Below are 21,518 nucleotides of genomic sequence, written 5' to 3'. Positions count from 1 at the left end.
AATGGATAACAGCAGCAAGGCACAACTCACCCAGGCGTTCCAGAGGGTCGATCGCGTCGATCGCCGCGAGGCACTGGACCTTTTGACCCGCGCTCCTATGGGCGTGCTCATGGCGCGGGCGCATGCCGCCCGCATGGCACGCCATCCCGATGCCGTGGTGACCTTCGTCTACGATACCAACCCCAATTACACCAATGTGTGCGTGACCCGCTGCCGATTCTGTGCCTTCTGCCGCTCGCCCGACGATCCCGAAGCCTACACGCTCACCCCGGAGCAGGTGGCGCAGCGGGTCCGTTCCGCCGTGGACCAGGGCGCCACATCCGTCCTGTTTCAAGGCGGTCACAATCCGAAGATCCACCTGGACGATTGGTTGGCTTACATTCGCGCCATCCGCACTGCCTGCCCCCAGGTGCATATCCATCCGTTCAGTCCGGCCGAGTATCTCTTCATGGCGCATCAAGAGGGATGCCAGGTCGCCGACGTGCTCCAAGCCGTTTACAACGAAGGCATTCGGACCATTCCGGGGGGCGGTGCGGAGATTCTCAGCGAACGCGTCCGGCGACTGATCGCGCCGGCCAAGGCCGACGTCCAGCAGTGGCTCGACGTCTGTGAAACCGCGCATCGCATCGGGTTTCGAACCACGGCCACCATGATGTACGGCCATGTAGAGCGCGACGAAGAGATTGTGGAACATCTATTTCTGCTTCGCGATCTGCAGGAACGCACCGGGGGGTTCGCCAGCTTCATTCCCTGGTCGTTCAAGCCGGGCGACACCGCTCTCGGACGGGACCTCGCACGCAGCGTCCACCCGGCCAAATACGTGCGCATCGTCGCCCTTGCCCGTCTCGTGCTGGACAACTTCGATCACATCCAATCCTCCTGGTTCAGTGAAAATGCGGGCGCCGGGCAATTGGGGCTGTTGGCCGGGGCCGACGATTTCGGCGGCATTCTGGTGGAAGAAAATGTTCTTCAGCAGGCCGGCCATGAACGCTCGACCACGTTGGAAAACATCCAAACCATAATTCGAAGGGCTGGTTTCACTCCGGCACAGAGGGATTCTTTTTACAACGTCATCCATCATTACGCGCCGCCCCGACCCATTGGGGTTCAATCGGACCGATGACGGCCAAACGGTCCGGACCACGGTCAGCGACGCAGAGGGGCGGTGTGCAGATGGGCGCCGCCATCCACGATCAACGTTTCGCCGGTGGTCCAGTCCGCCCCGGCCACCAGGGCGACCACGGTCTGGGCCACCGTTTCGGGGGTCGCGGTGCTTTTCAGCGGGGCGATGTCGTTGTATTGACCGCGGATCGATTCATATTTCTCCTCTCCTAATCCATTCTTGAGCCATTCACCGGCCACGAAGCCCGGACAGACGGCATTCACGCGAATCTGGGGCCCGAGGACCCGGGCCAGGGAGAGGGTCATGGTTACCAGGGCGCCCTTGGAGGCGGCATAGGCGATGGAACTGCCCACGCCGGTAATGGCGGCGATGGAGGCCATGTTTACGACGTGAGCCACCGGCTGCCTGCGAAGAAATGGTTCGGCGGCGCGGGTCATTTGAAATGGGCCGACCAGGTTAACCGTGTAGATATTCAGAAAATCATCCTTGCTCAAGCCGGCCAGATTCTGATGCATGCAAAACTTGGTGGTCCCGGCATTGTTGACCAAAAGATCCAGGCGGCCGAATCTATCGACGGTGGCAGCGACGAGTGCCTGGCAGTCATCGTCGTTGGCCACGTCGGCCTGCTGAACCAGTATCCGGCCGCGCCCCAGCGCAAGGCATTCGGCCGCCACCTCCCGGGCACCTGCCTCGTTGCGGCTGTAATTGACAGTGACGTGACATCCCCGGGCACACAACTGCCGGGCCAGGGAAGCACCGATTCCGGATGAGGAGCCGGTGACGATGGCGACCGCGTCTTTCAGTTCCATGGGAAGATCTCCTTTCGTTTGATGGCAGTGCTTACGGGGCATCGGCGGCCGATTATCGGCCGTGTTCAAATGCCTGCCGGGCCTCGTTTTTCAGTACCTCGGCCATTCCCGCGTAGCGTGGCGAATAGTGAAAGACGGTCATTTGCCGAACGCCGGCCTTGTGTCCGATGAGGCCGGCCTGCCGCGCGGTGAGATGGTGCTTGGCCATGGCGACCTCGCGTTCGGCGTCCAAAAATGCGGCTTCGATGAACAATTGGTCGGCACCCTTCGCCAGCTCCACGATTTTTTCTACGTTAGACCGGTGGTAGGCGGCATCGGTCACGTAGGCGATTTTTTGGCCGCGGGTAATGCGGGTAATTTTCTGCTGCAGATCACCCAGGGAATAGTCCTGCGGTTGGGATGCTGCAGTAAAAGGCGAAGGTATCCGGAGTATGCTGGCCGGATTGTCTCCACGCAGTAAGCGGCGTTTGAAATCGGTCAGCCAGGGCCCAACCGTCAAGCCCAAGGCGTCCAGGCGAGGCTTTAAAATGTTGACGTGAAAGCGTTCTTCAAGGTTGAACGCCAGACATGGGATCTGGTGGTCCAGAACGACGGTTTCGACTTTCAACATCGGGTCCTGGAGCAACACGCCGTCCGGTGTTGGCAGTTCGCGGACCGGTGAAGCGGCAAATCCGGTTTGGCAGTCGAAGGTCTGGATGCGAATGTGACTGTCTGCGACCTCCGCTGCTTCGATGACCAGGGCATCGTGGTAGTTGTGGACCAGGTTCCAAGAATAGCCCGCCAGTTTTCCGGCCACGTTCTTCAAGAATCCTTCGGGGCCATACAAGCGGATGACCTTTTCCCGGCCAAGGAGCAATCGCAGCACGTGGTCGAATCCGATGAAGTGATCGACGTGGGTATGGGTGACGAAGATGTGGGTGATGTTGAGAACGTCGTTGGGAGAGAGGGCGCCCAGATCGCCGAGGTCGAAAAGAAGTACTCTTTTTTGATGGCTGCAATGAACGATCAGACCGGGGTCGTCGAATGGGCCGTTGATCAGTCTGGCTTGAAAGGAAGGACGCATGCGCCTTGGGTCAGGGCAATATTTTAATCACCTGCTGGTGAATACACCCATAGATTTCGCTGTCCGATCCGTAGATATCCACCACCGATTTGTGGTTGATCAATTTTTCCAGCAGGTAGGCGGTCACATAGAGACTGACGATGTTGGGATGCTGCACCAGCTGGCGATAAGGAGCGATCATGTAATCGATGTCGAAATCATCCGCCCGGCACAGCCCCTCGATGCACTTGACGATCTGCTCTTCGAGGCTGTTTTTGTTGGTCGTTTCCACCAGCTGATTTTCCACCAGCTTCATGGAAATCGCATTGCCGAGGGTGTCGACATGATCTCTTGCCAAACTGATGGTTCGCCGCCGGGCGTGTTCCTTGGAAGATTCGATTTTAGACAGGATGCTGGATTCGCGATTGCTTGGCCGAAATACTTTCCCCATTGAACACCGCCTTAAGCACATAGTGTGAGTTCGTCCAGATGCCGGCTTAGGCTGATTTGTCGTCCGCCGCACAACATGTGACAAAGCATCATAATGGTTCATGCCTGGGTTTTCAAGAACAATTGTTTCCAAAGGAACTTAATTTTTACCGGTCCGAACCCTCTCGATTCGTGCGTCCAAAATGCGTTGGAAGGGTCAGTAGGCTTCGATGATCATTTGAATTTCCTTTTCACCTTTGTACCGGTTCCATTGCAGGCGGAAGGCCAGTCGTTCGAAGGCCTCTAAACGCGGCGCATCCTGGGCAAGATTGAACTCGATGGCGCCGATGGGCGGGCTGCATTGATCGGGTTGGCAAAGCTGCATTCGCCTGTGGCGTTGGCCGATGATGGCGGCCCGGGTCACTTTTACTCCCCGGGCCATAAACAGCGGTGGCGGATTTTCCGTGCCGAACGGCGACAACCATTCCAGTTCGTCGATCAGTTGGGGGCAGATCTGGTCGAGCTGAAGTTCATGATCGATGGTCAATTGCGGGCCGGCTTCATCAGGTGGTGTCATCTCTGCCACCGCGGTTTCGAGGGCGTTTTGCAGCGCGCCGATGTTTTTGGTCTGCAGGCTGATTCCGGCGGCCAGGCGATGCCCGCCGTAGGCTTCCAGCAGATGGGCGCATTTGGCGATAGCGGTGTAGAGGTCGATGTGGGGAACGCTACGGCCGGACCCCTTGGCCATGTCATCCTTGGCCGAAACCACGATCACCGGTCGGTGGTAACGGGCCACCAGTTTGGCGGCGACAATGCCGATTACTCCCTCATGCCATTGGGCTCCTGCCAGCACGAAGGCCTTTCGGTCGAGCAAATCGGATCGGTTATCCAGGTGCCGGATGATGTATTCGAAAATATCATTTTCCATTTGCTGGCGGCGCTGGTTGAGCGCGTTGAGATCGTTTGCGAGCGTGGCGGCCGAATCAAGGTTGTCGCAGGTCAAGAGGTCAAATGCGATCCTGGCACTGTTTAAACGGCCGGCCGCATTGATGCGGGGTGCGATGCGGTATGCAATATCGTCGGCACTGATGGGGGTGTTTTTAACGCCGCTCGATTTCAAGAGTGCCTGCACGCCGGTTCTGGTGCCGCAGTTGATCTGTTCCAGGCCGGCGCATACGAGCACGCGATTGACGTTTCGCAACGGGACCATGTCCGCCAAGGTGCCGATGGCAACCAGATCGCAATAGGCTTTTAAATTGGGCTCCGGACGATCCTTGCGCCACCACCCCATGTTGCGAAGTGCCGCTCGCAGGGCAATGACCAGATAGAAGGCCACGCCGACCCCCGCAAGGTCGGCCAGCTCGCTGGAAGGTGGGTCTAGTTTGGGATTGACCACGGCAACGGCTTCGGGAACACTGGCCTCGATATTGTGATGATCGGTGATGATGACATCGATGCCGAAGCGTTTGGCGGCCGTCACAGCGTCAAAACTACTGGACCCATTGTCTACGGTGATGATGAGGCCGATCCGTGCGGGCAGGGCCAATTGCATGATGCTCATGGGTTTCAGGCCGTATCCTTCATGGATCCGATGGGGCAAATGGAGGCTGACCTGGGCGCCTGCAGCCTTGAGAAAGTTGAACATCACGACACCGGCGGTCACCCCGTCGGCATCATAATCTCCGAACACCAGGATCCTTTCGTTGTTTTGGAGCGCGTGAATGATGCGATCCACCGCCGCCGAAAGTCCTTGCAGTGCATCCGGCGGCGGCAAATCATCCAGGGACGGTCGGATGAATCGAACCACATGATCGAGTGAACCGATGTTGCGGTTGGCCAGGACGGTTGCGGTGACCGGATGACATTCGAACCGCCGCCGGATCTGCTCCACCACTGTGCGTTCCGGCTGTAGAATTTTCCATTGCATTTGCATGATCGGGCCATATCCTATAACAAAAGGCGGGACAAGGGCAAAAGGTCATGGTCTGGTTTCAATGCGCCAAGTTTTTACCCATTCCATGTAAACTGTACCAGGCCGTCTAATCTTGGCCAGCAGTTCTAACTGAATGTGATTTACCTTGAAGGGCATGCATTAAAGAAGGAGTTTGATAAAAACTCGCATTGCGACGGAGATTGCAGGCGAGGGTGGCCCTGGCCAACTGTTCGACTCACGCCGGTTTTAAAAAGAACAGCATCCGGTTAGAATCGCGAAGCTTGCCCGACGGGGCTTGTCCCCGATCGACATTAATAGTAAAGGAGCAGTTTTTTTGATGAAGACCACCAGACGATACTATCGTGTGGACCGGCGCCACATCAGTATGTTGCGATTCACATTTGAAGCATATGAGGGCATTGCAGTGGTTTCGACCCTTGATAATGACAAAGGGGATATCGTGGTGGCCATCGCGCCGGGTTGCGAGGCCATGGTCGAGGGGATCATGGACGATTTAGGCCGCCAATTTTTAATTGAGGCCCGCCCTGATTCTGGAGACCGGGCCACTGCTCCTTCAGGTACATGAACATGGGATCTAAAAAACTTTTCATCAACACCATGGGATGCCAGATGAATGTCTATGACTCCGGCCAGATTCAACGGCTACTGGCTCCTTTGGGTTTTTCGGTTACCGATCGTCTGGAAGAGGCAGACCTCATTATCGTCAACACCTGTGCGATTCGCGCCAAGGCAGAACAAAAGGCCTTCAGCTTTTTAGGGCGGTTGGCACCGCTGAAAGAGCGTAAACCGGAACTGATCATCGGAATCGGCGGATGTGTCGCCCAGCAGGAGGGCCGGCAGATCTTGTCCCGGATGCCCTACGTGGACCTGGTTTTCGGTACCCAGGCTATTCGGCGTCTGCCGCAGACGATTCAGCGTATTACGGCCAAAAGATGCCGGGTGGTGGATGTGGAGATGGAAACCACCGTGTCGCCAGATGACTTTTCAACCGACATACCCCATATGTCGGAGATCTGTGAGTATGTCACGATCATGCGGGGCTGCGACAACTATTGCACTTACTGTGTCGTTCCCTACGTGAGGGGCCGGGAGTCGAGCCGGCCGCCCGAAGAGATCTTGACCGAGATCCGTGGATTGGTCGCCAACGGAGTTCGGGAAGTGACCCTTTTAGGACAGAATGTGAACAGCTACGGCCAAAAAGAGGGGTTGTGCCGATTTGACCAACTTCTGGCCATGGTCAACGGCATCGATGGCCTGGGGCGCATTCGCTTTACGACGTCGCATCCCAAGGATCTTTCCCAGGAGTTGATGGCCGCCTTCAATTCGCTCGATAAGTTGTGCCCTCACATTCACCTGCCGGTTCAGTCCGGTTCGGACGCCGTGTTGAAACGAATGAACCGGCGATATACCCGAGACCAATATTTGGAAAAAGTTGAACGGCTAAGGCGGCTCCTGCCTTCGATTGCCATCACTTCCGACATTATCGTAGGCTTCCCCGGTGAAACGGAAAGCGATTTTCAACTGACGCTGGATTTAATCCGGCAGGTGCAATACGATGGCCTGTTTGCGTTTATCTATTCGGATCGACCCAATGTGCCGGCGGCGCACTTCGACCATAAAATTGCAGAAGCCGAGAAAAAAGAACGCCTTCAGGCCGTGTTGGCCTTACAGGACGGCTTCACCGCCCAGAAGAATCAGGCCCTGGTGGGTACCGTGCAAAAGGTTCTGGTGGATGGTTTGGGAAAAACCGGACCGCACCACCCGGAAGAGGGGATGCCCGATGATCGGGGTGCGGTCGACCACTGGGCCGGCCGGACCGGAACCAATAAAATCGTTCATTTTGCCTCGGCAGGTTCCACCGGCGGTTTGAATGAGAGGTTGACAGGGCACACCCTGGCGATCATGATAGAAAAAGCGATGTCGCATAGTCTGTGGGGGCACATCATTTCATCCCCCGCCGAATCTGTGGCGAAAGGAGAATAGACCCATGCTGCATAAAGCCAACGTAGCGGGACTAACCATGGACCCCACCTCCAATACGCCAATCATCATTCTGAAAACCGAAGCGGGTGACCAAACCATACCCATTTGGATCGGATTGCTGGAGGCCACATCGATTGCCTCTGTCCTTCAAGAGATCCAGTTCGAGCGCCCCATGACCCACGATCTTTTCAAAAATTTCAGTGAGCACCTCAACATCCGGGTTTCCAAGGTGGAGGTTTGCGATCTGAGAGACAACACATTCTTTGCGCTGATTCACTTTGACGGCGAAGCCCAATCCTTTACCCTCGACGCACGCCCCAGCGATGCCATTGCTATTGCGTTGCGATTTGAAGCCCCGATTTACGTCGACGAGAAGGTGATCGAGAAATCCAAGCGGGGCGAGGGGGCCGTGGAGGTGCTCGACCAAAGTGAGGAGGGGAAGAAGTGGGCGGAATATCTGGAAAATCTTTCACCCGAGGACTTTGGGAAATATAAGGTCTGATGGATGCGCAAAAAGGTAATGCCGCCCAGGTCTGAGGAACACTGAAGGGACCGAAATGACATACCCATGCTACGGCAACATGCCGGCCCCCTCTCGATCATGCCTGTTGAGTGTCCGCCCCCAACCAGCCCGCTTTTAGATCGGCGCAATTTAACCATATATTGTGTTTGACATTTAAATCCGGCACTATATAATGCGCAAAATTGTTATAGCCGTTCAAGCGTTAGGCAAGATCTGTTCATAAGGGGTGGAACATGGGGGTCGTGTTGGTCATCGATGACGAAAAATTAATTCGCGATCTGCTCCAGCAGGTATTGCACGTGCTGGATTACACGGTCGATACGGCCGAAAGCGGCGCCATCGGCATGAAAAAGTTCGATCAAGGTGCATATGATCTGGTCATCACTGATGTGCGTATGCCGGACGCGGACGGCCATTCGGTGGTTCATCACATCCGGCAATCGAAACGGCAAGATACCCCTGTCATCGGTGTGTCCGGCACGCCTTGGCTGTTGCAAAACAGCGAGTTCGATCGTGTACTGCAAAAGCCGTTTGCGGTGCGGGCTCTGATAGAAGAAGTGACGCACCTGACCCAGGAACGCATTGCGAGTTGATCACGTCCATCATGATCGTCGCTGACGGTCCTCTGCAGACAATGAAGTCGCTACGATCGTCAGGATGGATGGCCCGACGCAGGGCGAGGATCAGGGATGATCTTCTTTCAAAAAGAGGCGATGATACTCTTGTTCGGTCAGGTGCTTGTGCAGCAACAACGACAGTAGTTCAAACAGGGCCGTAAGATCTTCGTCTGTCATTCTTTTCTTTAATACCGCCATGAGACGATCATCTGAAAATTTCTGAAGATAGTAGACCACCGTATTCTCATCGGTTTCACGATCAAACCCGAACCCGACCATCCCGTCATAGATTTCGATAAACTCATGGCTGTGTTGTTTCATGTCGGCTCCTGTGTGTTTGCCATCAGGGCGATGGGAGCTGGTGCGGCTTGTCTGGTCCATGGTGGGCTACATACTTCAAAAGCATCGATGTCGCAACATTGCATTTCTTGGCATGTTTGTGCTTGATGCGATTAAATAAAATGGTCTATATAGAAAAAACGCGGGCAGTTCCCATTTCGGCAAGCCGTGCTTGTCGAAGGTGTTATCCCTCCGGCGCTGCTTTGCGGTCATTCTGGATTACCGAACGATAGCGGTTATTGGCGTTCCTTCAAATGGTGTTCGATTGACATCAAGCGGTAGAGATACTCCGGAGGTTTGGAGGTGAGAGCATGAAATGGAAAGAATCCGATGAAATGAGCGATCGCGAAGAGAAACCAAAAGAAGAGTATTTCGACGAAGAGCAATATTCACCCTGGTCGACCGCGAAGGATCCTTCGAAGCGCAGCAAATTGGGGGCGACCCAAGTCATTTATATTCTCCTGGGGCTTGCCATTATCACATCGGTAACAGCCCTGTTAATGCTTCTACTAAACAAAAACGATGATTCTGCCAATCGTCAATTGGTGGCTATGGAAGAGAAGGTGCAGCGTCTGGAAGAACGTTTGGATAAATATGAAGCCATCGACGAGAAGGTTACCCGTATCTGGGAACAGGCAAAATCATTTGAAAAATTCAAGGATCGCTTTGATCGCACCGAAGCATCCATGTCTCTGCGCATGGACCATCTGACCATGAGCCTTGAAACTTTACAGAAGCAAGTCAGCAAAAACCAACGGGCACCGCTCAAGGCAGCTACCGAAGCCAACCCGGAAACGAAATCGAATGGAGCTGCCACGGGCAACATCGGCTACCACACCATTGCCGCCGGGGATACGTTTTACAGTATCAGCAAACGCTACAATATCGGAATCGACAAATTGCTTGAAATGAACCGAATGAAAAAAGACGATATCCTTCAGCCCGGGCAAAGGCTGATCGTGCGCAGTGGCGATTAAGGGGAAAAGGAGTCTGCCGATGAATTTAGGGCTGCTCAGCCTTGAACAGATGCCGGTCACGGCAAAAAAGGCGATTGCGTTCTGGTTGCTTGGCTGGGGTTGTCTGCTTACAGATTATTATCTCTGGACCGCCGACAAAAGCTGGCTCGGAAAAATGGCGATCGCCATCGGATTGCTCACTTTCTTCATGCTTAGAGCCCAGAACTGGTCGCGGATGATCGGAATGATGGCCAGCGCCATGGCCCTGCTCTTCTCCGCCATTCTCGTATATGCCGTGAGACATCAAACTCTCCTGCTGTTTTTTTCCGCCGCAAGCTTGATTGCCTTCACCTTGAGCCTCCACTTCCTGATCAGCAAGACCACCGCTCGGTTTTTTAAATCGCACACTTCCTCTGACCCTAAAGAAGATGCGGATTCGAGCCGATAAAGAGGCGGTTCCACGAGTCTATTCACCGAAATCTGGAAGGAGGCGAGCATGTTGAAACAAAGAACGATAGGGGTGGTCCTGCTGGTATGGGCGTTGAGTCTGTCGACGGCCCATGCATACGGGGTCGAGGCGGCGCTGGGCGGCTGGCAGCAGAACCCCAGCGGCGACCTGGCCTATGAGGCGACGAACAACAACGATTATCTGGATGTTGAAGACGATCTGGACTATGGCGACGAATTGCGCATTCATGGCCGCGTCAAGATCGATATGCCGCTTTTTTTCCCCAACATCTACCTGGTGGGATCACCGACGGAATTCGACGGTACCGGTGAAAAGGATGTCGCTTTTTCGTTCGGTGACGAGGATTTCGATGCCAACATTCCCTTCTACTCCAAGATGACCTTCGATCAGTACGATGTCGCCCTGTTTTATGGCCTGCCATTTTTGCGAACCGCGACCCTGGACAGGCTCAATGTGGATATCGGCCTCAACGTGCGCATAGTGGATCTGGAGGCCGAGATTCGTCAGGACGCTTCCGGATTGCGTGAAGATTTCAGTGAAACCCTGGCTGTTCCCCAGATCTATTTGGGTGCCCAATTGGAGTTACTCGACTGGCTGACCGTGGAGGCTGAAGGGCGCGGTATTTCCATCAGCGACAGCTCCATGTACAGCGTCATTGGGCGATTACGATTCAACATGTTCGGGCCGGCTTTCGTGGCGGCCGGTTATCGTTATGACAAGATCGATGTGGACGAAGACGACCTGGATGCGGAATTCACCCTCCAGGGCCCATTTGCCGAAGTCGGCATCAACTTTTAACAATGCATAGGGTCCTTTGGCCATGCAAGCGACGCGCCGGTGGTCAGCGGGGCTACCGGCGTTTTGGCGTCATGCCAAGACACCATGCAATCCCCTTGAGTCGACGGCGCGCCTTCGGTCCGGATCGTGACCTGCCAACAACTCTATCCACGCCGGGTCTTATGAATGGCATTCAGTCAGAATCGCCGATCCCCGTCCATTCTCATTGACAAGCTTTATGGAAATCAATAGGTTGAATCGGTTCAGGTTCTATTTGGAGTCCTCTGCAAACGATCGACCGAAAGACTCCCGATCTGTCACTTGCATCCCTGCGTTGCGCATCGGATCGGAATAAGGAGCATGGAAAATGACACAGATTCATGAAAGCATGGATACCGCTCGTAAAAAGAGCAATCCTAAAGATGCCTTGGAAATGGCAGTGGGTGAATCCCTCGGCCGTATCAAGTACAAATTCATCGTGATGAGTGGAAAGGGGGGGGTCGGCAAAACCAGCACGGCTGTGAATCTGGCCATTGCATTGGCCCGAAAAGGCGCGAAGGTAGGGTTGATCGATGTCGATTTGCATGGTCCGGACGTGCCCCGTATGTTGGGATTCGATGGTATTTTAGAGGTCGGCGACACCAACAAAATCATTCCGATGCGCTATAGCGACCGCCTCAGCGCCGTTTCCATTGAATCTCTGGTGGAGCGCAAAGACGACGCCATCATCTGGCGTGGGCCGGTAAAACACTCCGTGATACAGCAATTCATCGGTCAGGTGGCCTGGGGGGACCTGGACTTTTTGGTGGTCGATGCCCCTCCGGGAACCGGTGACGAACCTCTCACTGTGGCGCAATCGATTCGAGATGCCCGTGCGATCATCGTAACGACACCACAGGAGGTGGCATTGGCCGACGTTCGAAAATCGATCAATTTCTGCAGGACCGTGAAGATGGATATTTATGGGCTGATCGAAAATATGAGCGGTTTCCATTGTCCCCATTGCGACTGTGTCCTGGATCTGTTCGGCAGCGGCGGAGGTGAACGTACCGCTTCGGAGATGGGGATCCCCTTCTTGGGACGCATCCCTTTTGAACCTCAGATGGTTTCGTGCGGTGACACTGGAAAAGGTTTTCAGGAAGCGTTTCCCGATTCCCCGGTGACCCAGGCTTATGAACGCATTGCCCAGGGTATGATTGAAAAATATTCCATCAACCCGGCATGATGCGCATCGACCCGCTTTTCAGGATCACGACACGCAGATATTTCCAGATGCTGCGTGTGGCGCAGACCGCCTGGCCGGCCCGTGTGGGGTGCATGAAACGTATCATGGTGGTCAAAATTCAGAGGGTATGTTAGGGTGGTGTCTGCTTGAAGCGCTTATCCTTCGACTGGAGGTCGGCGGTGCATCAAGAGATAAAAGAATACGTGCAAACGTTGCCCCACTTCGGCATGCTGCCGCCTGCCGAACAAGATCGCCTTGCAGAAAATGCCATTCCCAAAACGCTCAGTGCCGGTATGTTGCTTGCCGAACAAGGCAAGACGCCGATCCAGCACATCTATTTGATCAAACAGGGCCAAATTTCGCTTCACAAGGAGCAGGCCGGCGATACCCAACTGGTCGGTTATATCAAAAGTGGTGAGGTATTCGGGGGCATTACCCTGCTGATGAACGGCGGGGTCTCTTTGCGAACCGTACGCGTAGATCAGGACACAGAATCCTACCTGATTCCCAAAGAGATATTCCTCGATTTATCCGCGCGATATAAGCCTTTTTACGACTATTTCGTCGAAAATTTCAGCAAGCACATTTTCGATCCCTCCCTGGATGCCCTGATCGCATCGGGGCAGGCCAAATATTTTCTGTCCGAGGTCGCTCCTTTTTCGTTTTTGCCGGACGAGGAGTTGGATCGGGTCGTGCCTCATTTGTCGTTGGTCTTTCAGGCCAAAGGGACGGTTCTTTTCAGTCAGGGGACGACCCGTTTGGGATATCTTTACATCCTGCAGCGGGGAAGTGCGGAAAGGTACTACGAGCGCGACGGCAAAAAGACGATCCATGAAATCCTTTCGGAAGGCGATATCTATGGCGGCATCTCCATGCTGGTCAATGACGGCATGTCCGTGCGGACGCTGGAGGTGATCGAAGACAGCTATTTCTATCTGTTGCCCAAATCCATTTTTATGAAGCTGTGTGCCGAGTTTCCGGAGTTCAGCGAGTTTTTCACCGATACCTTCGGTAAACGCATGCTGGACAAATCATATTCAGCTATCATCGCCCGTTCTACGGCGCCACCGGATGAGGACCTGCAACTGTTTCAACAGGCTGTCGGCCAACTATACAATGCCGCGCCGGTCTTCGGAACACCGGATATGACGATCAAGGAAGCGGCCCAGCGCATGCGTTTGGAAAAGAGCACCTATATCATCATCCCGGAATCCAAGCGTCATGCGGCCGGCATTATCACGGACAGCGACCTTGCCTTCAAGGTGATCGCCAGCGGTTACGATATCCAGCGCAAAGCAGTTGAAGTCATGTCCACCCCCTTGCGCACGATCTCCGACCAGGCCATGGTGTTCGAAGCCCTGATGAGCATGATGCAGTCCGACATCAAACACCTGGCGGTCACCAACGCGGAATCTCGCCTGGTCGGAATCCTGTCCCATCGCGAGCTGGTGTTGTCCCAGGGGCAGTCTCCGCTCTTTTTGCTGCGCAATATCTCCAGGGCCGAGAATTTGGAGGAGATTATCAAGCAGCAGCGGCGATTGCCCGATCTGGTCAAGAACCTGATCAGCAGCGGCGCCGAAGCTCGCCATGTGAACCGATTGATTTCCACGGTTTCCGATACGATTCTGAAAAAGATTCTGGGGTTCGTGCTGCAGGAGATGGGGCCGCCGCCTTGTGCATTCGCCTTCATGGTCATGGGCAGTGAGGGACGGGGCGAACAGACGCTGAAGACCGATCAGGACAACGCCATCGTCTTCGAGGATGGCGATGACGAACGCATCGCCGAAGTGCGGCCCTACTTTTTGACGTTGGGCAAAAAGGTCTGCCAGATGCTGGACAGCGCGGGCTATTCGCTTTGCAAGGGGGATGTCATGGCTCAGAATCCCCAATGGTGCCAGCCGCTGGCCCAATGGAAGGCCTATTTTTTAAAATGGATTCACGCCGCACAGGCCGAAGACCTGCTTCAGGCCAGTATTTTTTTCGACTTCAGTTATGGCTATGGTGACCGGCAGCTCATCGATGAGCTCCGCCGGCACTTGCATGACGCCATCGGGCGATGGTCCGGATTCTTGCGATACATGACCGAAAACGCCCTGCACTTCAAACCCCCCCTGGGCTTTTTCGGCGGATTTGTGGTCGAGTCCAAGGGCGAACATCGCAATGCCTTCGACATCAAGAGCGCCATGATGCCCGTCGTGGATTTTGCCCGGATCTATGCACTCAAGCACGGCATCGAGGCCACCAGCACCCTGGAACGTTTACAGCAGCTCCATCGGCAGGAGGTGTTGACCCAAGAGGAGTACGAGGAGCTTCAAAAAGCTTACAGCTTCCTGATGCAATTGCGCTTCGGGCGTCAGGTGACGGCCGTGATCGACCAGAAGGTGCCGCCGGACAATTTCATCAACCCCAAGCGCCTGACGCGCATCGAGCAGACCATGCTCAAAGAGATCTTTAAACGCATCGAAAAATTCCAGGCCAAGATGAATTTTGATTTTGTCGGTATCGCCTGATCATCAGCGGCTCCAACCGAATGTGACTCACCCTGAAGGGCATGCATTACAAAAGGAGTTTGATAATAAAATTCGCATTGCAAAGGAGATGGCAGGCGTGGGTGGAGCAGGTGGCCAGGGCCACGTACGCCTGCGGTCTTAGTGCCGCTCGAATGCGAACGGCGGACAAGCGGCCCAGACTGTTTGAGCGCAGCGAGTTTCTGGGCCGCCCGCCGTGCATTCTTAGCGGCACTTGACCGCTTGGCGTGTGGCATCGGCCACCTGTTCCACCCACGCCAGATCCAATGAATAGAATTCATTTAGAATTCCTGCCTGATCATCAGACCGTGTAATATTAGTCCATCCCGCATCCGGCGATCGGGAGCGGATGGCTATGGAATCAAATGGGGGGTGCCGGGCATCCCTGGATCGAGTAAACCCCCAGTAACGGATGTCTTCATCATGGGGCTTGCACGCCACATCCGCTCCGCACATCACTTTCTCGAACAATTGACGGAATCCGAGCGTCACGCGCTCGTCGGATGCTGTCGCGATATTCAGGCGGCCCAGAGTCAACTGAACCAGGCATTGGAGGCGGCGTTTGCGTACTGCGGTGCCCAGTGCCAGGGGAAATGCTGTAAAAACATACACATCGACAGCATCATCAGTCGGCTGGACTGTCTTTTTATCCTCGCTTTGAATCGAGACCTTTTCCCCGACCTCATTGAATGCGCAGAGCGTGTGGGCCTTTATTCAGCGGATTGCCCTTTCCTGATCGACGGCGTGGGGCCATGCCTTTTTCCTGCCGATCAGAAACCCGAACAGTGCATCATCACTTTTTGCACCCCGGTGTCAACGGCGCATCGGCCCATTAGGAGGGTCCGCATCGCCTTCACACGGTTATGGGGGCACGTCTTTTTTCGACGGCCATTTTTCTGGCTGGGTTGGTAACAACGACCGATACCTGGAATCGCGCCTTGTCTTTATTCGACCGAGCAAACCGCCCGGACATAGAAAGGGGCGCTGAAATCCTGCCAACCGACGAAACCCAGTTCGATATCCACATAGTAGGCGGCGATAAAGGAGCGCCGGTCCGAACTCCAGATCCAGCGTTGGTGGGTGTCGAACAGGGGAGCAATGCACAGTTGTTGGGTCTCTTGGGGTGGACGCAAAAGGGAGATCAGTTCGTCGACCGTCGGCAACCGCCAATCGCGACGTCCGCCGAATGCTTCCCGGTTCAAATGGTCGACGTAGCCGGCGGCCTGTTGCCATCCCAGACAAGTCTTGCTTCCCGAGCGCTGCCAGATCAGACCCGTCGAACGATCTTCGACGATTTGACCGTCAGGCTTCATATTATAATCGGGGCGTAAGTATGTTTTGGGACGCCAGAGACGGTCGAGTCCGAAGACCCGGCCTGCTTGGCGCGGGTAAACCTTGAGCGGTGCGTGCCGAAGGGGTAATCGGACCTTGTCCACCGCGTCGGATGGCGGAGGCGGATCAGGGGAAGGCAGGCGGCACGCTATTTCCATTTGATCTTGCCAATGGCGCGCCAGCTTATCCAATGCCTGCAGCATGGATGGGCTGTCCGGGAACCGGTCACCGGGGTCTACGGATATCGACCGGTCGATAAAATGGTCCCAGTGGTTGTCCAGGTCGCTGTTCAGCCTGCTGGGGGGGCGGTAACTTTTATGACCCGGCGCATGCAGGGGCAGCACCCCGGTGAGCATGCGGTAAAACATCATGCCGACGGCGTATAGATCGGCCCTTTGATCCGCGGCATCAGGATTTTTTTCCTGCTCGGGGGCGGCATAGTAGGGAGAACCCACGTTCAGGTTGGCAGGTCCGTCAAAGCTTTCGCCTCGTAATTTGGACAAGCCGAAATCGCAAATTCGGATGGTGTCCCAGGCTGTAACGAGCAGGTTGAACGGTTTGATGTCCCGGTGGTAGATGCCGGCATCGTGCATACAGGCCAAGCCGTTGAGCGTCTGACGTGTATACTCCAGGGCTTTGTGGACGGCAATGCGCCGTGAAGGCTTTTCGGTGCGATACGACTCGCCGATCATGGTGCCCAGATTGTTGGCGAAGAATTCCATGACATAAAAAGGCTTCTCTTCATGTTCATCGAAATCCTGGATGGCAACGATATTCGGGTGATTTAGTCCGGCCATGGTACGGGCTTCGGTAACAAAAAGGTCGCGGAGTCTGTTTTCGCCCAATAGTTTCTCGGTCAGGGGATCAGGATCGAAGTATTTCAGGGCGCTGATTTTTCCGATGCCCGGAAGTTCGACCTTGAAAATTTTGGCCATGCCGCCACGGCCGATCAGTCCGCGGATAATGTATCTTCCAATACGTTTCATTTCCACAACCGATTGGCGTGGCTCTCGGGAAGCCCAGCAGCCTTGATCTTGGCCACGGTGCTGGCGATATCGTACGCAACGAATCGCACTTCAATACTTTTTTCGGAGAGATCCCAGATGACGTATTTGGCATGATGGGTGCCATCCCGGGGCTGACCGACACTGCCGACATTTATGATGTAGCTGAGGTCGTCCGCCATATTTGTTTTTCCCTGGCCCAGAAGGGTACGGTCGACTTGGCGGCCATCGTAGCGAATGATCTCAAGGGTGTGGGTGTGTCCGACGAAGCAGAGACGCTCCGCCATGGTTTCGAATGTCTTTCTCAGTTCGGGGGCAGATTTCTGGAAAATGTAGGTTTGGGCCGAGTCGGGCGGATAGCCATGGACAAATCGCGCCTGCGAGACAATCCGGTAAAAGGGCAACTGACGAATATAATTCAGTGAATCCTCGCTGAGCATGCGAATGGTCTGTTCCAGGGAGCGTCGTGCCAAAGGATTGAACCAATCCAGGTGCGATGGATCGAGTGCCGCCATCTCATGATTGCCCAGAATGGATGGGATTTCCAGTCTACGGACCTCCTGGATGACCGCTTCTGGTTCCGGTCCGTAACCGATGCAGTCGCCAAGGCAAATCAGGCTGTCGACATGCGCAAGTGTCGCATCTGCGAGGACCTTTTGCAGGGCGTCGTAGTTGCCGTGGATATCAGATAAAATGGCGATGCGCATGTGTCGCTCGATCTAATCGAAGGTATTTGGTCGAAGCTGTTTGGTCGATGGGGTTTGGTCAGGCAGTTGCTACAATAGCCCCAAGTACCATTGGATTAACCGGGGTCCCCAAAAAAGGTATAAAATCGCACCGACCGCCAGGAACGGACCGAAAGGTACGGCGAGTTTCATCCCTTTTCGCTGTTGTATCATCATGATCAAACCCACCACCGTTCCGGCGAACGAAGAGGCCATAATGGTAAAAAGCACGCCTTGCCATCCGATAAACGCCCCGATCATGGCCAATAGTTTAATGTCACCCCCGCCCATGCCATCCTTGCCGGTGACCAGTCGATAACCCCATGCGACGGCATAGAGGCAACCGCCGCCGATGATAATTCCCAGCAGCGACGCCTGCCATGTCACCTGCGGCAAAAGAAAGCTGGCGGCAAAACCGATCGGGATGCCGGGCAGGGAAATGACATCCGGTATGATACGGTGGTCGATATCAATAAAAGTTATGACCAGCAAGGCGGCAATAAAGAGGAAGTAGATGAGACTTTGCAGATGCCAGCCAAATCGCAACGTAACGGCCAGAGCAAACAGACCACAGAGCAGTTCCACCATGGGATAGCGCGGGGAAATCGAATTGTTGCATGTCCGACACCGGCCGCGCAGCAACAGATAACTGATCACAGGAATGTTGTCATACCATCGGATAGGCATCCCGCACCCCGGGCATGCCGATGCCGGACGAACGATGGAAAGTTCGGCAGGAATCCGATAGATGCAGACATTCAAGAAACTGCCGATACAGAGCCCTATGACAAATGCGTATAAATGGAGCAGCAGAGGGGTCACACCCATTCCTTCGTCGATTGCCGGCGAGAAGTCGCTGAACACTTCCGCAACGTATTTCAGCACGCAGGATCACGTCCGGAGCCATCGCCCCGAATCTTGTGGATTCTGATCGACGGGGCGCAATGAGCAGTCAAAGCGGGTTCTCTGTGGCCGATAGTGTCGAAATCGGCTGTATTGATACGGACCTTTAGTGAAAAAATCAAGATAGACGACGCCTTCCGAAAACGACTTTTTACGAGTTCATCAAGATAGATATTGTCAAAATGGACTTTTGCTTTATAATATGTTATTGAGTTTATTTAAAAATATTGCGTTGCGTAACAATTCCGGCATCCAGCCGGAATTTTTACTAAAACCGGTCCATCGGGTTGGATGGCCCAAGATAAAAAGTTGTGGATGGAGATAGGAACTTAGATGGCTGAGACGGACAAGGATGATTTAATAAGTGTTATAGAAGAGGACGCCGGAGACCTCCAGATGCCAACCACGCTGCCGCTGCTGCCGGTGCGCGATGTGGTGATTTTTACCGATATGCTGTTACCCCTTTTCGTCGGTCGCGAAAAATCCGTGCGCGCCGTTGAAGCGGCTGTTTCAAAAGACCGTTTCTTGTTCGTGGCCACCCAAAAGGACCCGGCAATCGAGAATCCAAAGGAGGGAGATATTTATCGGGTGGGTACCATCAGCCGGATTCTGCGGATCCTCAAGCTGCCGGATGGACGCGTCAAGGCATTGGTGCAGGGTTTCGCCAAGGCGCGGATCCTGAGGTACCTTCAAAAAAGAACGTATTTCCGGGTATCGGTTGAGATACTGGAAGAGCCGGAAAATGTGGAAGCCGATCTGGAGATCGAAGCGCTCATGCGCAACATCCGGGAGAATTCCGAAAAGATTCTGGCTCTGCGCGGTGAGTTTTCCGGGGATGTGACCAGCATTCTCGAAAGTATCGATGAACCCGGTAAGCTGGCCGATCTGGTCGCCTCCAATCTTCGGTTGAAAATCGAAGAGGCCCAGCAGATCATCGAACTGGTCAATCCGGTGGATCGTTTGCACAAAGTTCACGAATTGCTTTCACGGGAAGTCGAGTTGTCGGCCATGCAGGCCAAGATCCAATCGGATGTCAAAGATGAGATTTCCAAGAGTCAACGGGACTATTTCCTGCGCGAACAGATGCGTGCCATCCATAAAGAGCTGGGTGAACTGGATGAAAAGGGCCAGGAGATCGAGGAGTACCAAAGGCGCATCAAGCGAGCGCGCATGCCCAAGGAGGCCCTCGAGGAGGCGCGTAAACAATTGCGCCGCCTGGAACAGATGCACCCGGATGCCGCCGAATCATCGGTGGTCCGGACCTATTTGGATTGGTTGACGGACTTGCCCTGGCAAAAGGCCACCAAGGACGTGATCGATATCAAAAAAGCCAAAGAGATTCTCGATCGGGACCATTTCGGCCTGGATAAGATCAAGGACCGTATTCTGGAATATTTAAGCGTCCGAAAACTCAATCCAAAGATTAAAGGATCCATTCTCTGCTTCGTTGGCCCTCCGGGTGTGGGCAAGACCTCTTTGGGCAAAGCCATTGCCCGGGCCATGCAACGCAAGTTCGTTCGGATTTCTCTGGGGGGAATACGCGACGAAGCCGAAATACGAGGCCATCGACGCACCTATATCGGGGCTATGCCCGGACGCATCCTGCAGGGCCTGAAGACCGCCGGATCGAGCAATCCGGTGTTCATGATGGACGAAATCGACAAGTTAGGGGCCGATTTCCGTGGAGATCCCTCTTCTGCATTGCTCGAGGCGCTGGATCCCGAGCAGAATGTGGAATTTTCGGACCACTACCTGAATCTGCCGTTCGATCTGTCCCAGGTCATGTTCGTCCTCACGGCCAATGTCACCGACACGATACCTTCGGCCCTTTTGGATCGGATGGAGGTAATCAACCTCTCCGGATACACCGAGGACGAGAAAAGGTCGATTGCCGAAAAGTATCTTCTGCCGCGTCAGCTCAAGGAAAACGGCTTCAAACGGAATAATCAGCTCACCATCAGCCCCCAGGCCATGACCGCAATGATCAACGAGTACACCTCAGAAGCGGGGCTCCGGAACCTGGAGCGTGAGATTGCCACGGTCTGCCGAAAAGTGGCCCGGCGCATCGCCGAAGGTGAAAAAGGGCCTTTTAATATCACTCGCGGGAATCTGGAAAAATATCTCGGGGTGCCCAAATTTTATCCTGAACTCGACCAGGAGGCCAGCCAGGTCGGCCTTTCAACGGGCCTGGCCTGGACCCAGGCCGGCGGGGAAGTCCTCTACGTGGAGGCGAGCCTGATGCGGGGCAAGGGTGAGCTGATCATCACCGGGCAGATCGGCGAAGTCATGCAGGAATCGGCACGCGCCGCCCTGAGTTATGCCCGCTCCTATCTCGACAAGGTCGGGGTGAAAGCCAACACCTTCGAAAATCTCGACATTCATCTGCATGTGCCGGCCGGCGCCATTCCCAAGGACGGTCCTTCCGCCGGCATCGCCATGGCCACTGCACTGATCTCCGCCGTTACCCAACGGCCGGTTGACAAGGATGTGGCCATGACCGGTGAAATTACACTGCGAGGCCGGGTGCTGCCCATCGGCGGCCTGAAAGAAAAGTCCCTGGGTGCCCTGCGGGCGGGTATCAAAACCGTGATCATACCGGCCAAAAACAATCGGGAGCTGGTGGAAATCCCCGCCGCCATCAAACGTAAACTCAAGTTCGTCACGGTTCAGAACATGGACGAGGTGTTGGACATCGCATTGCAGGCACCCATCGGAAAAGCCGTCACCTTTGGTGTGGCGAGCAAACGCCGTAAAGCGGTCAAGAAGTCATCCTGACGGCC

20 protein-coding genes are annotated in these 21,518 nt (G+C 54.7%); 11 read left to right on the top strand and 9 right to left on the bottom strand.

The window, feature by feature from the left end:
- Position 1 precedes the first annotated feature (1 nt).
- Positions 2-1,123, top strand: a complete 1,122-nt coding sequence (gene mqnC / locus DFT_RS14995) for a cyclic dehypoxanthinyl futalosine synthase (protein ID WP_054031960.1) — start codon at positions 2-4, stop codon at positions 1,121-1,123.
- 23 nt (positions 1,124-1,146) lie between these two features.
- On the opposite strand, the gene DFT_RS14990 is transcribed toward mqnC, so the two are convergent.
- The 4 genes from DFT_RS14990 to recJ form a co-directional block, all read right to left on the bottom strand.
- Positions 1,147-1,932 (bottom strand): SDR family NAD(P)-dependent oxidoreductase, encoded by a 786-nt coding sequence (locus tag DFT_RS14990; RefSeq protein ID WP_054031959.1) that lies wholly within the window; start codon positions 1,930-1,932, stop codon positions 1,147-1,149.
- A 52-nt stretch (positions 1,933-1,984) separates the two neighbouring features.
- A complete protein-coding gene (locus DFT_RS14985) occupies positions 1,985-2,995 on the bottom strand; it encodes a ribonuclease Z (protein ID WP_054031958.1) in 1,011 nt (336 codons plus the stop codon).
- Between the two features lie 10 nt (positions 2,996-3,005).
- A complete protein-coding gene (locus DFT_RS14980; protein WP_054031957.1) occupies positions 3,006-3,425 on the bottom strand; it encodes a hypothetical protein in 420 nt (139 codons plus the stop codon).
- A gap of 195 nt (positions 3,426-3,620) precedes the next feature.
- The gene (gene recJ / locus DFT_RS14975) at positions 3,621-5,336 is read right to left on the bottom strand and encodes a single-stranded-DNA-specific exonuclease RecJ (RefSeq protein WP_054031956.1); all 1,716 of its coding nucleotides are present in this window, start codon (positions 5,334-5,336) and stop codon (positions 3,621-3,623) included.
- A 337-nt stretch (positions 5,337-5,673) separates the two neighbouring features.
- On the opposite strand from recJ, the gene DFT_RS14970 reads away from it, so the two are divergent.
- From DFT_RS14970 to DFT_RS14955, 4 genes are all read left to right on the top strand, one after another.
- On the top strand, positions 5,674-5,922 hold the full coding sequence (locus DFT_RS14970) for a DUF4911 domain-containing protein (protein WP_054031955.1): 249 nt from the start codon (positions 5,674-5,676) through the stop codon (positions 5,920-5,922).
- A 2-nt stretch (positions 5,923-5,924) separates the two neighbouring features.
- On the top strand, positions 5,925-7,340 hold the full coding sequence (miaB, locus tag DFT_RS14965) for a tRNA (N6-isopentenyl adenosine(37)-C2)-methylthiotransferase MiaB (RefSeq protein ID WP_054031954.1): 1,416 nt from the start codon (positions 5,925-5,927) through the stop codon (positions 7,338-7,340).
- A 4-nt stretch (positions 7,341-7,344) separates the two neighbouring features.
- Positions 7,345-7,842: a bifunctional nuclease family protein gene (locus DFT_RS14960; protein ID WP_054031953.1), complete on the top strand. Its 498-nt coding sequence runs from the start codon at positions 7,345-7,347 to the stop codon at positions 7,840-7,842.
- Between the two features lie 254 nt (positions 7,843-8,096).
- Positions 8,097-8,456 carry a response regulator gene (locus tag DFT_RS14955; protein WP_054031952.1) on the top strand — a complete coding sequence of 120 codons (360 nt, stop codon included), beginning with the start codon at positions 8,097-8,099 and terminating at the stop codon, positions 8,454-8,456.
- 90 nt (positions 8,457-8,546) lie between these two features.
- On the opposite strand, the gene DFT_RS14950 is transcribed toward DFT_RS14955, so the two are convergent.
- Positions 8,547-8,801 (bottom strand): hypothetical protein, encoded by a 255-nt coding sequence (locus tag DFT_RS14950; protein WP_054031951.1) that lies wholly within the window; start codon positions 8,799-8,801, stop codon positions 8,547-8,549.
- Positions 8,802-9,130: 329 nt separating this feature from the next.
- Here DFT_RS14950 and DFT_RS14945 point away from each other — a divergent pair, with 329 nt between their 5' ends.
- The 5 genes from DFT_RS14945 to DFT_RS14925 all read left to right on the top strand — a co-directional run bounded on the left by DFT_RS14945 (position 9,131) and on the right by DFT_RS14925 (position 14,756).
- A complete protein-coding gene (locus tag DFT_RS14945; RefSeq protein ID WP_054031950.1) occupies positions 9,131-9,796 on the top strand; it encodes a LysM peptidoglycan-binding domain-containing protein in 666 nt (221 codons plus the stop codon).
- Between the two features lie 19 nt (positions 9,797-9,815).
- Positions 9,816-10,223 (top strand): hypothetical protein, encoded by a 408-nt coding sequence (locus DFT_RS14940; RefSeq protein ID WP_054031949.1) that lies wholly within the window; start codon positions 9,816-9,818, stop codon positions 10,221-10,223.
- 48 nt (positions 10,224-10,271) lie between these two features.
- Positions 10,272-11,042: a TIGR04219 family outer membrane beta-barrel protein gene (locus tag DFT_RS14935; protein ID WP_054031948.1), complete on the top strand. Its 771-nt coding sequence runs from the start codon at positions 10,272-10,274 to the stop codon at positions 11,040-11,042.
- A 412-nt stretch (positions 11,043-11,454) separates the two neighbouring features.
- Positions 11,455-12,246, top strand: coding sequence for a P-loop NTPase (locus tag DFT_RS14930; protein ID WP_439950914.1), 792 nt, complete (start codon positions 11,455-11,457; stop codon positions 12,244-12,246).
- Positions 12,247-12,425: 179 nt separating this feature from the next.
- Entirely contained in the window at positions 12,426-14,756 is a 2,331-nt protein-coding gene (locus DFT_RS14925) for a DUF294 nucleotidyltransferase-like domain-containing protein (RefSeq protein ID WP_054031947.1), read from the top strand.
- A gap of 222 nt (positions 14,757-14,978) precedes the next feature.
- Here the strand turns inward: DFT_RS14925 and DFT_RS25915 are convergent, their stop codons facing one another.
- The 4 genes from DFT_RS25915 to DFT_RS14905 all read right to left on the bottom strand — a co-directional run bounded on the left by DFT_RS25915 (position 14,979) and on the right by DFT_RS14905 (position 18,663).
- On the bottom strand, positions 14,979-15,386 hold the full coding sequence (locus tag DFT_RS25915; RefSeq protein WP_152972008.1) for a hypothetical protein: 408 nt from the start codon (positions 15,384-15,386) through the stop codon (positions 14,979-14,981).
- 332 nt (positions 15,387-15,718) lie between these two features.
- Complete coding sequence (locus DFT_RS14915; RefSeq protein WP_054031945.1) at positions 15,719-17,092, bottom strand: protein kinase domain-containing protein; 1,374 nt, start codon at positions 17,090-17,092, stop codon at positions 15,719-15,721.
- The gene (locus tag DFT_RS14910) at positions 17,089-17,817 is read right to left on the bottom strand and encodes a metallophosphoesterase family protein (RefSeq protein WP_054031944.1); all 729 of its coding nucleotides are present in this window, start codon (positions 17,815-17,817) and stop codon (positions 17,089-17,091) included. Before DFT_RS14910 ends, DFT_RS14915 begins: the two co-directional genes overlap by 4 nt.
- A gap of 69 nt (positions 17,818-17,886) precedes the next feature.
- On the bottom strand, positions 17,887-18,663 hold the full coding sequence (locus tag DFT_RS14905; protein ID WP_054032481.1) for a prepilin peptidase: 777 nt from the start codon (positions 18,661-18,663) through the stop codon (positions 17,887-17,889).
- Between the two features lie 408 nt (positions 18,664-19,071).
- Here DFT_RS14905 and lon point away from each other — a divergent pair, with 408 nt between their 5' ends.
- Complete coding sequence (gene lon / locus DFT_RS14900; RefSeq protein ID WP_054031943.1) at positions 19,072-21,513, top strand: endopeptidase La; 2,442 nt, start codon at positions 19,072-19,074, stop codon at positions 21,511-21,513.
- Positions 21,514-21,518 lie beyond the last annotated feature (5 nt).

Source organism: Desulfatitalea tepidiphila (genome assembly GCF_001293685.1).
Classification (GTDB): Bacteria; Desulfobacterota; Desulfobacteria; order Desulfobacterales; family Desulfosarcinaceae; genus Desulfatitalea; species Desulfatitalea tepidiphila.
This window is presented reverse-complemented; position numbering and strand designations above follow the sequence as displayed.

Bases quoted from the DNA above. Each gene is read 5' to 3' on its own strand.
- DFT_RS14950 (WP_054031951.1), bottom strand. From the start codon at position 8,801: ATGAAACAACACAGCCATGAGTTTATCGAAATCTATGACGGGATGGTC.
- DFT_RS14910 (WP_054031944.1), bottom strand. From the start codon at position 17,817: ATGCGCATCGCCATTTTATCTGATATCCACGGCAACTACGACGCCCTG.
- DFT_RS14945 (WP_054031950.1), top strand. From the start codon at position 9,131: ATGAAATGGAAAGAATCCGATGAAATGAGCGATCGCGAAGAGAAACCA.
- DFT_RS14980 (WP_054031957.1), bottom strand. From the start codon at position 3,425: ATGGGGAAAGTATTTCGGCCAAGCAATCGCGAATCCAGCATCCTGTCT.
- DFT_RS14935 (WP_054031948.1), top strand. From the start codon at position 10,272: ATGTTGAAACAAAGAACGATAGGGGTGGTCCTGCTGGTATGGGCGTTG.
- DFT_RS14915 (WP_054031945.1), bottom strand. From the start codon at position 17,092: ATGAAACGTATTGGAAGATACATTATCCGCGGACTGATCGGCCGTGGC.
- DFT_RS14905 (WP_054032481.1), bottom strand. From the start codon at position 18,663: ATGGGTGTGACCCCTCTGCTGCTCCATTTATACGCATTTGTCATAGGG.
- DFT_RS14970 (WP_054031955.1), top strand. From the start codon at position 5,674: ATGAAGACCACCAGACGATACTATCGTGTGGACCGGCGCCACATCAGT.
- DFT_RS14955 (WP_054031952.1), top strand. From the start codon at position 8,097: ATGGGGGTCGTGTTGGTCATCGATGACGAAAAATTAATTCGCGATCTG.
- mqnC (WP_054031960.1), top strand. From the start codon at position 2: ATGGATAACAGCAGCAAGGCACAACTCACCCAGGCGTTCCAGAGGGTC.
- miaB (WP_054031954.1), top strand. From the start codon at position 5,925: ATGGGATCTAAAAAACTTTTCATCAACACCATGGGATGCCAGATGAAT.
- DFT_RS14930 (WP_439950914.1), top strand. From the start codon at position 11,455: ATGGCAGTGGGTGAATCCCTCGGCCGTATCAAGTACAAATTCATCGTG.
- DFT_RS14985 (WP_054031958.1), bottom strand. From the start codon at position 2,995: ATGCGTCCTTCCTTTCAAGCCAGACTGATCAACGGCCCATTCGACGAC.
- recJ (WP_054031956.1), bottom strand. From the start codon at position 5,336: ATGCAAATGCAATGGAAAATTCTACAGCCGGAACGCACAGTGGTGGAG.
- DFT_RS14960 (WP_054031953.1), top strand. From the start codon at position 7,345: ATGCTGCATAAAGCCAACGTAGCGGGACTAACCATGGACCCCACCTCC.
- lon (WP_054031943.1), top strand. From the start codon at position 19,072: ATGGCTGAGACGGACAAGGATGATTTAATAAGTGTTATAGAAGAGGAC.
- DFT_RS14940 (WP_054031949.1), top strand. From the start codon at position 9,816: ATGAATTTAGGGCTGCTCAGCCTTGAACAGATGCCGGTCACGGCAAAA.
- DFT_RS14990 (WP_054031959.1), bottom strand. From the start codon at position 1,932: ATGGAACTGAAAGACGCGGTCGCCATCGTCACCGGCTCCTCATCCGGA.